Source organism: Streptomyces toyocaensis (genome assembly GCF_000725125.1).
GTDB lineage: Bacteria > Actinomycetota > Actinomycetes > Streptomycetales > Streptomycetaceae > Streptomyces > Streptomyces toyocaensis.
The window spans coordinates 80,268-94,085 of record NZ_JFCB01000025.1 but is presented as its reverse complement, the minus strand read 5'-3'; the positions used below and the strand labels follow the sequence as shown (position 1 = coordinate 94,085).

General features: G+C 73.7%; 9 protein-coding genes. 8 read left to right on the top strand and 1 reads right to left on the bottom strand.

Features of this window, described 5'->3' with window-relative positions; genetic code table 11:
* Positions 1 to 152 precede the first annotated feature (152 nt).
* From BU52_RS23985 to nudC, 4 genes are all read left to right on the top strand, one after another.
* Positions 153 to 3,470 carry an ATP-dependent helicase gene (locus BU52_RS23985; protein WP_078903424.1) on the top strand — a complete coding sequence of 1,106 codons (3,318 nt, stop codon included), beginning with the start codon at positions 153 to 155 and terminating at the stop codon, positions 3,468 to 3,470.
* A gap of 100 nt (positions 3,471 to 3,570) precedes the next feature.
* Entirely contained in the window at positions 3,571 to 7,062 is a 3,492-nt protein-coding gene (locus BU52_RS23980; protein ID WP_037937855.1) for an ATP-dependent helicase, read from the top strand.
* Positions 7,063 to 7,072: 10 nt separating this feature from the next.
* Entirely contained in the window at positions 7,073 to 8,485 is a 1,413-nt protein-coding gene (locus BU52_RS23975; protein ID WP_037937853.1) for a dipeptidase, read from the top strand.
* Positions 8,486 to 8,630: 145 nt separating this feature from the next.
* Positions 8,631 to 9,575 carry an NAD(+) diphosphatase gene (gene nudC / locus BU52_RS23970; RefSeq protein WP_037937851.1) on the top strand — a complete coding sequence of 315 codons (945 nt, stop codon included), beginning with the start codon at positions 8,631 to 8,633 and terminating at the stop codon, positions 9,573 to 9,575.
* A 78-nt stretch (positions 9,576 to 9,653) separates the two neighbouring features.
* Here nudC and BU52_RS23965 read toward each other — a convergent pair whose 3' ends face one another.
* Positions 9,654 to 9,896, bottom strand: a complete 243-nt coding sequence (locus BU52_RS23965; protein WP_037937849.1) for a mycoredoxin — start codon at positions 9,894 to 9,896, stop codon at positions 9,654 to 9,656.
* Positions 9,897 to 9,998: 102 nt separating this feature from the next.
* Here BU52_RS23965 and BU52_RS23960 point away from each other — a divergent pair, with 102 nt between their 5' ends.
* From BU52_RS23960 to BU52_RS23950, 4 genes are all read left to right on the top strand, one after another.
* Positions 9,999 to 12,287, top strand: a complete 2,289-nt coding sequence (locus BU52_RS23960) for an ATP-dependent DNA helicase UvrD2 (RefSeq protein WP_078903425.1) — start codon at positions 9,999 to 10,001, stop codon at positions 12,285 to 12,287.
* A 164-nt stretch (positions 12,288 to 12,451) separates the two neighbouring features.
* A complete protein-coding gene (locus BU52_RS33995) occupies positions 12,452 to 12,766 on the top strand; it encodes a hypothetical protein (protein ID WP_078903423.1) in 315 nt (104 codons plus the stop codon).
* Positions 12,767 to 12,935: 169 nt separating this feature from the next.
* On the top strand, positions 12,936 to 13,304 hold the full coding sequence (locus BU52_RS23955; protein WP_037937846.1) for a WhiB family transcriptional regulator: 369 nt from the start codon (positions 12,936 to 12,938) through the stop codon (positions 13,302 to 13,304).
* Positions 13,301 to 13,624 carry a hypothetical protein gene (locus BU52_RS23950; protein ID WP_037937844.1) on the top strand — a complete coding sequence of 108 codons (324 nt, stop codon included), beginning with the start codon at positions 13,301 to 13,303 and terminating at the stop codon, positions 13,622 to 13,624. The genes BU52_RS23955 and BU52_RS23950 overlap by 4 nt, the downstream gene beginning before the upstream one ends.
* The last annotated feature ends 194 nt before the right edge of the window (positions 13,625 to 13,818 follow it).

The window sequence follows — 13,818 nt, the reverse complement described above, 5'->3', positions numbered from 1 at the left end:
CCACGGGTGCCCGGAGGGAAGAAGCGGAAGACCTGCTTCCGTCCTTTTCCCGGGCGTAGCGTCGGCTGCGCGTGCCCCCTTCACCCCCCGCCCACCGCCCCGCACGCACGGCTAACAGCCCCACAGCACACCCACCAGGACCGGCGAACCACGTGAGCTCCTCTTCCTCCACCAGCGGCCTGTCGCACCCCCCGGTGCGGCGGGGGACCCGTGGCGCTTATCGACTGGTGCGTACCCCGCCGGCCCGCGTGAATCCCCCACGGATGGACGCCGCACAACGCTCCGTGGTTGAGCACACGACCGGCCCGCTGCTCGTTCTCGCAGGTCCGGGCACCGGCAAGACCACCACGCTCGTCGAGTCCGTGGCCGCGCGGATCGCCCGCGGCGGGGACCCGGGGCGCATCCTGGTGCTGACCTTCAGCCGCAGGGCCGCCGTCGAGCTGCGCGACCGCATGGCCCTGCGCATCGGAGCCGCACACGCCCCGCAGGCCACCACCTTCCACTCGTTCTGCTACGCCCTGGTCCGCGCCCACCAGGACAGCGACCTCTTCGTGGAACCGCTCCGACTGCTGTCGGGTCCCGAGCAGGACGTCACCGTCCGCGAACTGCTCGCCGGCCAGGTGGACCTGGAGCGGCTCGGACTGGCGCATGTGCGCTGGCCGGACGAACTGCGTGCCTGCCTGACCACCCGCGGCTTCGCCGACGAGGTCCGCGCGGTGCTCGCCCGCAGCCGCGAGCTGGGCCTCGGCCCCGACGACCTGGACGCCTTCGCCCGCCGCACGGGCCGCCCCGACTGGCGTGCCGCCTCCGCCTTCCTCGCCGAGTACCTCGACGTCCTCGACCTGCAGGGCGTGCTCGACTACGCCGAACTCGTCCACCGCGCGGTGCTCCTGGCCGGCCGCCCGGAGACCGCCGGGCAGCTCGCCGGACGGTACGACGCCGTCTACGTCGACGAGTACCAGGACACCGACCCGGCCCAGGTGCGGCTGCTGCACGCCCTGGCGGGCGGGCGCACCCTCGTCGCCTTCGGCGACCCCGACCAGTCGATCTACGCCTTCCGGGGCGCTGACGTGGGCGGCATCCTGGAGTTCCCGCACGCCTTCGCCCGGGCGGACGGCCGCCCGGCCCCGGTCGAGGTGCTGCGCACCTCGCGGCGCTCCGGTGCCGCCCTGCTGGCGGCCACCCGGCTGCTGACCCGGCGCATGCCGCTGCCCCGGCTCCCCGCCGAGAAGGTCCGCGCCCACCGCGAGCTGACTCCCGTGCGGGACGGCGGCCGGGTCGAGGTGTACACCTACCCGACGCCCGGCACGGAACTGGACAACGTCGCCGACATCCTGCGCAGGGCGCACCTGGAGGACGGGGTTCCCTGGAGCGACATGGCCGTACTGGTGCGGGCCGGCTCCCGCACCCTCCCCGCCGTCCGCCGCGCGCTCACGTCGGCGGGCGTGCCCGTGGACGTCGACGGTGACGACCTGCCCCTGCGCCACGAACCGGCGGTGGCCCCGCTGCTGACGGCCCTGCGCGCGGTGGCCGCGGCGGAGGCGGAAGAGCGGGAAGGCGAGTCGGAGACGGCGACCGGCGCTCACGCGCGGACGTGCTGGCTCGACACCGAGACCGCCCTCACCCTGCTCACCTCCCCCCTCGCCGGCATGGACGCCGCCGACCTGCGGCGCCTCGGACGGGCCCTGCGCGAGGAGGAGCGGGCCGCGGGCAACCCGCTGCCGCCGCCCTCGGACGAACTGCTCGCACGAGCGCTCGCCGAACCGGAGCGGCTCGCCGTGCACGACCCCGTCCACGCGCGGGGCGCCCAGCGGCTCGGCGTCCTGCTGCGCCGGGCCCGCGAGCGTCTGGCGGGCGGCGGCACGGCCGAGGAGGCCCTGTGGGACCTGTGGGACGGCACCCCGTGGCCCCGGCGCCTCGAGCGCTCCGCCCGGCGCGGCGGCGCGGCCGGGCGCAACGCCGACCGGGACCTCGACGCCGTGTGCGCCCTGTTCGCGACCGCCGCCCGCGCGGAGGAGCGCACCGGCGGCCGCGGCGCCCTGAACTTCCTGGAGGAGATCGAGGCCGAGGACATCGCCGCCGACACCCTCACCCGGCGGGCCGCCCGCCCCGACGCCGTGCGCCTGATGACCGCGCACCGCTCCAAGGGTCTGGAGTGGCGCCTGGTCGTCGTGGCCGGCGTCCAGGAAGGCCTGTGGCCGGACCTGCGCCGCCGAGGTTCCCTGCTGGAGGCCGACCGCATCGGCCGCGACGGACTCGCCGAACCCCTCACTCCGGGAGCGCTGCTCGCCGAGGAACGCCGCCTGTTCTACGTCGCCGCCACGCGCGCGCGTGAACGGCTCGTCGTGACGGCAGTGAAGGCGCCCGCCGACGACGGCGACCAGCCCTCCCGCTTCCTGGCCGAACTGGGCGTCGAGCCCAAGGACGTCACCGGGCGCCCGCGCCGCCCGCTGTCCGTCGCCGCGCTCGTCGCCGAACTGCGCGCCACGACGGTCGACCCCCGGGTCTCCGACACCCTCCGGGAGGCCGCCGCCCAGCGGCTGGCCCGCCTCGCGGCGCTCGCCGACGAGGACGGCCGCCCACTGGTGCCGTCCGCGCACCCCTACCGCTGGTGGGGCATGTTCGAACCGACGGAGAGCAAGGTGCCGCTGCGCAGTCGCGACCAGCCCGTCGTGCTCTCCGGCAGCGCCCTCGACCAGCTCGCCAACACCTGCGCCCTGCAGTGGTTCCTCGGCCGCGAGGTGAAGGCCGACGCGCCCGCGACCGCCGCCCAGGGCTTCGGGAACGTGGTGCACGTCCTGGCCGACGAGGTGGCCTCCGGCCGCACCCCGGCCGATCTCGACGTCCTCATGGAGCGCCTTGACTCCGTGTGGAACGCGCTCGCCTTCGACGCTCCGTGGAAGTCGGCGCAGGAGAAGGAGAACGCGCGCGTGGCGCTCGAGCGCTTCCTGAAGTGGCACGTCATGGACCGCACCGGACGTACTCCGGTGGCGAGCGAGCACGACTTCGACGTCACCCTCGAAGCGGGCGACTACGAGGTGCGCGTCCGCGGCCAGATGGACCGCGTCGAGGCCGACGGCGAGGGACGCGCGTACGTCGTCGACTTCAAGACCGGCAAGCAGGCGCCCAGCGCCAAGGAGGTGGAGCGCCACCCCCAGCTCGCCGTCTACCAGCTCGCCGTCCGCGAGGGCGCCGTCGACGGGGCCTTCGACGGGGTGCGCCCCGAACCGGGCGGTGCCGAGCTCGTCCAGCTCCGCCAGGGGGCCGCCCAGCGGGACGGCGGCGAGACCCTGCCCAAGGTCCAGGCCCAGAAACCGCCGGAGGGCGAGTGGGTCGGTGATCTGCTGGCCACGGCCGCCGGCAAGGTCCTCGACGAACGGTTCACCCCGACCGCGGGCCAGCACTGCGCCCACTGCGCGTTCCGCGCCTCGTGCGGCGCCCGTCCCGAGGGCAGGCACGTCGTCGAGTGACCGGCGTGACGCATCGCACCACCCGCGCCGACCTGCGCTTCTTCCCGTCCGGAACGCGCTGAGGGCCTTCGCTGTCAGTGCGCGCCGCTACATTCTGCGTGTGCCCGCCCGCATCACCGATCCCGAGCAGCTCAAGGAGCTCCTCGGCATCCCGTTCACCCCGGAGCAGACGGCCTGCATCACCGCGCCGCCCGCCCCGCAGGTCATCGTGGCCGGAGCCGGGTCGGGCAAGACGACCGTGATGGCGGCACGCGTGGTGTGGCTGGTCGGCACCGGACAGGTCGCCCCCGAGCAGGTGCTCGGCCTCACCTTCACCAACAAGGCCGCCGCGGAACTCGCCGAACGCGTCCGCAAGGCACTGGTCAAGGCGGGTGTCACCGACCCCGACGTCATCGACCCGGACAACCCGCCGGGCGAGCCGGTGATCTCCACCTACCACGCCTTCGCGGGCCGTCTGCTGACCGACCACGGACTGCGCATCGGCCTCGAACCGGCCTCCCGGCTGCTCGCCGACGCCACCCGCTACCAGCTCGCCGCACGCGTCCTGCGCGAGGCCCCCGGGCCCTACCCGGCGCTCACCCGTTCCTTCCCCGACCTGGTCGCCGACCTCCTCACCCTCGACGCCGAGCTCGCCGAGCACCTCGTCGGGCCCGAGGACGTGCGCGCCCACGACACCGGGCTGCTGCGCACCCTGGAGAACACCCGGCTCAGCAACGCCGACCTGCGCAAGGTGCCCGAGGCGGCCGCCGCGCGCCGGGAACTCGCCGGACTCGTCCAGCGCTACCGGGCCGCCAAACGCGAGCGCGACCTGCTCGACTTCGGCGACCAGATCGCCCTGTCCGCCCGGCTCGCCGCCCTCCCCGAGGTGGGCCGCGTCCTGCGCGACGAGTTCCGCGTGGTCCTCCTCGACGAGTACCAGGACACCTCCGTCGCCCAGCGGGTCCTGCTGGCCGGGCTGTTCGGCGACGGCACCGGCCACCCGGTGACCGCCGTCGGCGACCCCTGCCAGGCGATCTACGGCTGGCGCGGCGCCTCCGTCGCCAACCTCGACGACTTCCCCGAGCACTTCCCCCGCGCCGACGGCCGTCCCGCCACCCGCCAGTCGCTCAGCGAGAACCGCCGCAGCGGCGGACGCCTGCTGGACCTCGCCAACGGCCTCGCCGAGCCGCTGCGCGCCATGCACGCGGGAGTGGAGGCACTGCGCCCGGCCCCGGGCGCCGAACGTGACGGCACCGTCCGCTGCGCGCTGCTGTCCACCCACGCCGAGGAGATCGGCTGGATCGCCGACTCCATCGCCCACCTCGTGCGCACCGGCAAGGCACCCGGCGAGATCGCCGTCCTGTGCCGCACGGCCGGCGACTTCGCCGAGATCCAGGGCGCCATGGTCGCCCGGGACGTCCCCGTCGAGGTCGTCGGCCTGTCGGGGCTGCTGCACCTGCCCGAGATCGCCGACCTCGTCGCCGTCTGCGAGGTCCTCCAGGACCCGGGGGCCAACGCCTCCCTGGTACGCCTGCTGACCGGCCCGCGCTGGCGCATCGGCCCCCGCGACCTCGCCCTGCTGGGGCGCCGCGCCCGACGGCTCGTCGCCCACACGCGCGCGGACGACGACGACCCCGACCGGCGGCTCGCCGAAGCCGTCGAGGGCGTCGACCCGGCCGAGGTGGTGTCGCTCGCCGACGCCCTCGACACGTTCCTGGAGACACCGCTGGACGGCCGCGGTGACGACGACGGCCTGCCCTTCTCCCCCGACGCTCGGGTGCGCTTCGCCCGCCTGGCGGCCGAACTGCGCGACCTGCGCCGCTCCCTGGCCGACCCCCTCATGGACGTCCTGCACCGTGTCCTCGCCGTCACCGGCCTGGAGGTCGAGCTCTCCGCGTCCCCGCGGGCCCTGGCCGCCAGGCGCCGGGAAACCCTGTCGAACTTCCTCGACGTCGCCGCATCCTTCGCCGCCGGCGACGGCGAGGCCACCCTGCTCGCCTTCCTCGGCTTCCTGCGTACCGCCGCCCAGTACGAAAAGGGCCTGGACAACGCGCTGCCCGGCGGCGAGAACACCGTCAAGGTGCTCACCGCCCACAGGTCGAAGGGCCTCGAATGGGACGTCGTCGCCGTTCCCGGCCTGGTCACCGGCACCTTCCCCAGCAGCCAGGGCCGCGAGAAGTGGACCGCTCAGGGCAAGGTGCTGCCGCACGCACTGCGCGGCGACGCCGACACCCTGCCGGACGTCATGTCCTGGGACTCCCGGGGTCTGAAGGCCTTCCACGAGGCCATGAAGGAACACCAGCACACCGAGGAACTGCGCCTCGGCTACGTCACCTTCACCCGCCCCCGCTCCCTCCTGCTCGGCTCCGGGCACTGGTGGGGACCCAGCCAGAAGAGACCGCGCGGCCCCTCCGACTTCCTCCGCGCCCTCTACGAGCACTGCGCCGCCGGGTACGGCGAGATCGAGGCGTGGGCGGACGAGCCCGCCGACGACGAGGAGAACCCCGCGCTGCACCGGGCCACCGACGACCAGGTGTGGCCCCTGCCGCTGGACGACGACGCCCTCGCCCGCCGGCGCGCGGCCGCGGGGACCGTCCTCGCCCACCTGGACGGCCTCGCCGCCCGCACCGCCGCCGCCGTACACGACCCGGACACCTTCGACGACCCGGACTGGCCGCCGCCGCCCGACGACGAGGAGCCCCTCCCCGACGAGGAACCCTTTCCCGAGGAGCACCCCTTCGCGGACGCCGACCCGGACGACTGGGACTCCTGGACCACCGACCGCCCCACCGTCCCGCACCAGGCCACGGCACCCGAGGCCGCCGCACACCCCCGCACAGGGGAGCGGTCCCGCCCGCCGCGTGAACCCGGAACACCCCGGCTCACCCCCGAGGAGGCCCGCACCGTCGCCTCCTGGGACCGCGACCTCGACGCCCTGACCGGAGAGCTGCTGCGCACCCGCGCGAGCGTCACCGAGGTCCGGCTGCCCGCGACGCTCACCGCCTCCCAGCTGCTCCGCCTGGCCGAGGACCCGGACGGCTTCGCCCGGGAACTGGCCCGCCCCATGCCCCGCCCCCCGCAGCCCGCGGCGCGCCGCGGCACCCGCTTCCACGCCTGGGTCGAGGCACGCTTCGAGGCGCTGACGCTGCCCATGCTCGACCCGGAGGAGCTGCCCGGCAGCGACGCCGAGATCGAGGACGAGCGCGACCTGGAGGCGCTCAAGGAGGCCTTCGAACGCACCGAGTACGCCCACCGGACGCCCCACCGCGTGGAGGCGCCCTTCCAGCTGACGATCGCCGGGCGCGTCGTCCGCGGCCGCATCGACGCCGTCTACCGGAACGACGACGGGGACGGGGCGACGTACGAGATCGTCGACTGGAAGACCGGACGCGACCGCACCGGCGACCCGCTCCAGCTCGCCGTCTACCGGCTCGCCTGGGCCGAGCAGCAGGGCGTTCCGCCGGAATCCGTCACGGCCGCGTTCCTGTACGTGCGCACCGGGGAGGTGGCCCGCCCCGGCTCCCTGCCCGGACGCGCGGAGCTGGAACGGCTGCTGCTCGAGGAGCCGTCCGGTGAGATACCGCACTCCGAGGACACCGGCGCGGGCCGATAGGCTCGACGGCATGAGTCAGCCCGTTGACAGTGCCGTCAGCGCCGTCCGTACGTACATCGAGCAGCACCGCGTCGCCTTCCTCGACGACCTCACCGAGTGGCTGCGCATCCCGTCCGTCTCGGCCCAGCCCGACCACGCGCCCGACGTGCGCCGCAGCGCCGACTGGCTCGCCGCGAAACTCCAGGAGACGGGCTTCCCCACCGCCGAGGTGTGGGACACCCCCGGCGCCCCGGCCGTCTACGCCGAGTGGCCCTCCGCCGACCCCGGGGCGCCCACCGTACTGGTCTACGGCCACCACGACGTCCAGCCCGCCGCCCGCGAGGACGGCTGGGACAGCGAGCCCTTCGAACCCGTCGTCCGCGACAACCGCCTCTACGCCCGTGGCGCGGCGGACGACAAGGGCCAGGTCTTCTTCCACACCCTCGGCGTCCGCGCCCACCTCGCCGCCACCGGCCGCACCGCCCCGGCCGTCCACCTGAAGCTGCTGATCGAGGGCGAGGAGGAGTCCGGGTCCCCGCACTTCCGGGAGCTCGTCGAACAGCACGCGGACCGGCTCGCCGCCGACGCCGTCGTCGTGTCCGACACCGGCATGTGGTCCGAGGACACCCCCACCGTGTGCACCGGCATGCGCGGCCTCGCCGAGTGCGAGATCCGGCTGTACGGCCCCGACCAGGACATCCACTCCGGCTCGTTCGGCGGCGCGGTGCCCAACCCCGCCACCGCGGCCGCCCGCCTGGTGGCGGCCCTGCACGACGAGCACGCGCGTGTGGCGATCCCCGGTTTCTACGACGGTGTCGTCGAGCTCACCGACCGGGAACGCGAACTCTTCGCCGAGCTGCCCTTCGACGAGGAGCAGTGGCTGCGCACCGCCACGTCGCACGGCACCCGGGGCGAGGCCGGGTACAGCACCCTGGAACGCGTCTGGGCACGCCCCACCGCCGAGGTCAACGGCATCGGCGGCGGCTACCAGGGCCCCGGCAGCAAGACGGTCATCCCCTCCTCCGCCATGGTGAAGCTGTCCTTCCGGCTGGTCGCGGGACAGGACCCGGAGCACGTGGCGCAGGCCGTCCGCGCCTGGGTACCCGGGCAGGTCCCCGACGGCATCCGCCACGAACTCGTCTTCCGTCCCGCGACCCGTCCCTGTCTGACGCCGCTGGACCACCCGGCCCTGCAGTGCCTGGTCCGGGCGATGGGCCGCGCCTTCGACCGGCCCGTCCTGTTCACGCGCGAGGGGGGCTCCGGCCCGGCCGCCGACCTCCAGGACGTCCTCGGCGCACCGGTCCTCTTCCTCGGCATCTCCGTCCCGTCCGACGGCTGGCACGCCCCCAACGAGAAGATCGACCTGGATCTGCTCCTCAAGGGCGTCGAGACCAGCGCCCACCTGTGGGGCGACCTCGCCGAGCACTGGCGGCACGCCCCCTGACCGCCCCACGCCGTACGGACCCGACGCCCGCGCGGGGCACACTGGAAGGACCCGCCGCGCTCCGCCGGATCCGGTCCCTCCTGCCGCAGTCCCGCCGAACCGCCCGCCGACCCAATCCGTTCCACCGGGGGAGTTGGAAGCACCCGTGACCACCTGGACCGACCACACCGCCGACCGCCCCATCTCGCTCACCGCCCCGAGCGGCATCGACCGCGCCGCCCACCACCGGCTCGACGAGGCATGGCTCGCGGCGGCGTGGAGCCACCCCTCGACCCGCTGCTTCGTGGTCTCCGGCGGCCAGGTCCTCATCGACGAGACGGCGGACGGGCGGACCGAACTCGTCATGACCCCGTCCTTCGAGGCCCCGCTCACCGAGGCACACCGCTACTTCCTGGGGACCGACGAGGACGGCGTCAGCTACTTCGCCCTCCAGAAGGACTCCCTGCCCGGCCGCATGGACGACTCCGCCCGCCCGGCGGGCCTGCGCGAGGCGGGACTGCTCCTGTCACCGCGTGAGGCGGGACTGATGGTGCACGCGGTCGCCCTGGAGAACTGGCAGCGGCTGCACCGCTTCTGCTCCCGCTGCGGCGAGCGCACCGTCATCGCCGCCGCCGGCCACATCCGCCGCTGCCCCGCCTGCGGCGCGGAGCACTACCCGCGCACCGACCCCGCGGTGATCATGGCCGTCGTCGACGACCGGGACCGCATCCTGCTCGGCCGCCAGGTCCACTGGCCCGAGGGGCGCTTCTCGACGCTGGCCGGATTCGTCGAGCCCGGCGAATCCATCGAGCAGTCGGTGCGCCGCGAGGTCCACGAGGAGGTCGGCATCGGCGTCGGCGAGGTCGAGTACATCGCCAGTCAGCCCTGGCCCTTCCCGTCCAGCCTCATGCTGGGCTTCGTCGCCCGCGCCACCTCCACCGAGATCGACGTCGACGGCGACGAGATCCACGAGGCCCGCTGGTTCTCCCGCGACGAGCTCGACGCCGCCTTCGCGTCCGGGGAGGTGCTGCCGCCCTACGGCATCTCGATCGCGGCGCGCCTGATCGAGCGCTGGTACGGCAAGGAGCTGCCGACCCGCGCCGTCTTCTGACCCGGCGCCCGCACGGCACGGAAAAGCGGGGTGACCGTCCCCTCCGGCAGGGACCGCCACCCCGCTCCGGGGTACCGCTCAGACGCCGACCTTCTGCTTCACCTGTGCCAGCGACGGGTTGGTGAGCGTCGAGCCGTCGGCGAAGAGGACGGTCGGAACCGTCTGGTTCCCGCCGTTCGCCTTCTCCACGAACGCGGCGGACTCGGGGTCCTGCTCGATGTTGATCTCGGTGTACGCGATGCCCTCACGGTCCAGCTGGCTCTTCAGCCGGCGGCAGTAGCCGCACCACGTGGTGCTGTACATCGTCACAGTGCCCTGCATGCCTCTCGCGCTCCTTCGGCGGCTCGGGGAAGTCCTCGTCACGGAGGAACGTACTTGAAAGCGCCGGCATTCCCGCGACCGTTGCGGCCGCGGTCCGATGTGATGCCTGCCGCATCAGTACGACTGCGAGGCCCTCCCTGTGGACAACCTGCTCACCCGTCTCCGGCGACCTGGCAGCATGGCCGTGTGACAGCAGCAACGCACTCCACCCTCTTCCCGCGGGTACCGGACTCGGCCGACGCGGTGCTCGAAGGGCTCGACCCCGAGCAGCGGGCCGTGGCCACGGCCCTGCACGGACCGGTGTGCGTGCTGGCGGGCGCCGGTACCGGCAAGACCCGGGCGATCACCCACCGGATCGCCTACGGGGTGCGCGCCGGCCTCCTCCAGCCCTCCAGCGTGCTCGCCGTCACCTTCACCAACCGGGCCGCCGGGGAGATGCGCGGCCGGCTGCGCCAGCTCGGTGCCGTCGGGGTCCAGGCCCGCACCTTCCACTCCGCGGCGCTGCGCCAGCTCCAGTACTTCTGGCCCAAGGCGGTCGGCGGTTCGCTGCCCCGGCTCGTCGACCGCAAGGTCCCGCTCGTCGCCGACGCGGCCGCGGTCTGCCGGATCCGGCTCGACCGGGGCGAGCTGCGGGACGTCACCGCCGAGATCGAGTGGTCCAAGGTCACCCAGACCGTCCCGGCGGACTACGCGGCCGCCGCGGCCAAGGCCGGCCGGGAGACCCCCCGCGACCCCGCCGAGGTCGCCCAGCTCTACTCCGCCTACGAGGACCTGAAGCGGGAGCGTGCCGTCATCGACTTCGAGGACGTGCTGCTGCTGACGGTCGCCGTCCTCCAGGACCGGCAGGACATCGCCGAGCAGGTCCGCGCCCAGTACCAGCACTTCGTCGTCGACGAGTACCAGGACGTCAGCCCGCTCCAGCAGCGCCTGCTGGAGCTGTGGCTCGGCGACCGGGAGAACCTGTGCGTGGTCGGTGACGCCAGCCAGACCATCTACTCGTTCACGGGAGCAACCCCCGACCATCTGCTCGACTTCCGCGCCCGCCACCCCGGAGCCACCGTCGTCAAGCTGGTCCGCGACTACCGCTCGACCCCCCAGGTCGTCCGTCTGGCGAACGGGCTGCTCGCCCAGGCACGCGGCCGCGCCGCCGATCACCGGCTGGAACTGATCTCGCAGCGCCCCGCGGGGAGCGAGCCGGTCTTCACCGAGTACACCGACGAGCCCGCCGAGGCCGAGGGCGCCGCGCGCCGCATCCGTGAGCTGATCGACGCGGGGGTCCCGGCGGGCGAGATCGCCGTCCTGTTCCGCACGAACGCGCAGTCCGAGACCTACGAGCAGGCCCTCGCCGACGCCGGGGTGCCCTACCAGCTGCGGGGTGCCGAGCGGTTCTTCGACCGCCCCGAGGTGCGCAGGGCGATCGTCGCCCTGCGCGCCGCGGCCCGCTTCGGCGGCAACGACGCGCTCCTCGACGACGCCCCCGACCTGCCCTCGCAGGTCCGCGCCGTGCTCTCGGGCGAGGGCTGGACGGCACAGCCGCCGGCCGGCTCGGGCGCGGTCCGGGAGCGCTGGGAGTCGCTGGCCGCCCTGGTGCATCTCGCCCAGGACTTCGCCGCCGCCCGGGGCGGCGCGACGCTCGCCGACCTCGTGGCCGAACTCGACGAGCGGGCCGGCGCGCAGCACGCCCCGACCGTGCAGGGTGTCACGCTCGCCTCGCTGCACTCGGCGAAGGGGCTGGAGTGGGACGTCGTCTTCCTGGTCGGTGTCGCCGAGGGCATGATGCCGATCACCTACGCAAAGACGGACGAGCAGATCGAGGAGGAGCGCCGTCTCCTCTATGTAGGGGTCACGCGCGCGCGGGAACGCCTCCATCTCTCCTGGGCACTCTCCCGCTCGCCCGGCGGCCGGCCGAACCGCCGCCCCAGCCGTTTCCTCACCGGACTGCGCCCCGGTTCGGGCGCCACGGGCCGCGGCGGTGCGGGGGGCGGGGCAGGTGTGGAGCGCGGTTCCTTCGGCGCGGTCCCGGCCCCGGCCGCGCCCGTCCCGAGGCGCGGCCGGCGCAGCCCCGCCCGCTGCCGGGTGTGCGGCCGCACGCTGACCGACGCGGGTGAGATGAAACTGATGCGCTGCGAGGACTGCCCCTCCGACATGGACGAGGGTCTGTACGAGCGGCTGCGGGAGTGGCGCGCCGACCAGGCGCGGCGCAGCGGACAGCCGGCCTTCTGCGTCTTCACCGACAAGACGCTGATCGCCATCGCGGAGACGGTCCCCGACGACGAGCACGGTCTCGCCCGCATCCCCGGGGTGGGGATGCGCAAACTGGGCCGCTACGGGGCCGAAGTTCTGGCCATCTGCGCAGGCCGCGAGGTTGCCGATGAGCGGGATCCGGACTGATGCGAACTCGTCGAAAAAATAGTTTGCGCATGCCCCGGCAGTCCCCATAGGTTCTTAGGCACGGGGACGGCGGCCTTCTCGAAGGCCGCGATTCCGTGTTGTACTTGCATATCCGCGGACTGGTTCACCCCAGTCCCCCGAGACGCCGAGAGGAGGCGAGTCCAGTGATCAGCATCAACACCAGCTCCGTCGTCAAACTGACCGATCGCTCGGCCGTCTCCCTGTGCATGCTCGGCGCCTCGAACCAGGGCACCGGTCTGTCCGGCATTCGTGCCGCACGCCGGGTGTCCGCCCTTGCTCCCGCGGCTCCTGCCGTCCGTGAGCGCGATGAGCGACCGACCGAGGCACTGGAAGCAGTAGTGGCACAGGCGCAGGCCTATGCCTTTGCCGCGGCCGGTGCCGGATTCCGGAAGCAGACGACGCAGCACCACCTGATGTGGGCCTTCCGTGGGCCAGAACCCTGGAGTGATCCAGCCTGATGCGATCAGGCCGGCGCCTTCAGGGCCGCGGAACCCCACCCGGGATCCGCGGCCCTTCTGTTTTCCCCGAACGGGGAGGCAGAGCGAAGCGCCTCGGGACAAGAAAGAACCCGGTACCAGCCGCCACCCGGCCAACCGGCCGGAAACGACCAGACGAGGAAGACGAACCGTGCAACTCGAAGCGCACGCCCCGTCCGTACCGCCTTCCGACACGATCCCCAAGTCCGGCTCCACGGAGGACCCGACCTTGACTCCGCTCACCGCGCTGACCGCGCTCGACGACGCCATCGAGAACCTCGGCGTGCCCGTCCCGTGCCGCTCCTACGACCCGGAGGTCTTCTTCGCCGAGTCGCCCGCGGACGTCGAGTACGCCAAGTCCCTCTGCCGCACCTGCCCGCTGGTCGAGGCCTGCCTCGCCGGCGCCAAGGAGCGGCGTGAGCCTTGGGGCGTCTGGGGTGGCGAGCTGTTCGTCCAGGGAGTTGTCGTCGCCCGGAAGCGGCCGCGTGGCCGCCCGCGCAAGAACCCAGTCACGGCATGAACACCCCAGGAACGATCGACCGCCCCCTCACGCACGACCCCCAGAAGCAGGCCCCGATGATGCCGTCCGCCCACGAGCCCGCAGGCTCCGCGACCGAAGACTTCACCACCAGTGGTGCGAACGACTCGCGCCAGAACAGGACCCGAGAAATGCAACTCATCCCAGAAGCCCTGGCTCGTGCGCAAATGCGCGAGCGACTGCACGAGGCGCAACGGGAGCGCCAGGCCGCGGGCCTGGTGACCGCGCGCCGGATGCAGCGCAGGGCCGAGCGCGCCTCCCGGCGCGCCCGCCGCGCGCTCGCCATGGCGGTCATGCAGTAACCGACCCCACCTGAAACGGTGCCCTCCCACAGCCGGGGGCCCGGCTCTTCCCGCGGGGGCCGGTCCGTGCGAACGGACCGGCCCCCGCGGCGCGTTGTGCCGGACCGTTCGGATGGGGGTTGTCGTCGCCGGGTGACGCGTCATTCCGGTGCCGGTGACGACGACGGCCCCGCAGGGGAGCCGGAACCGCAGGT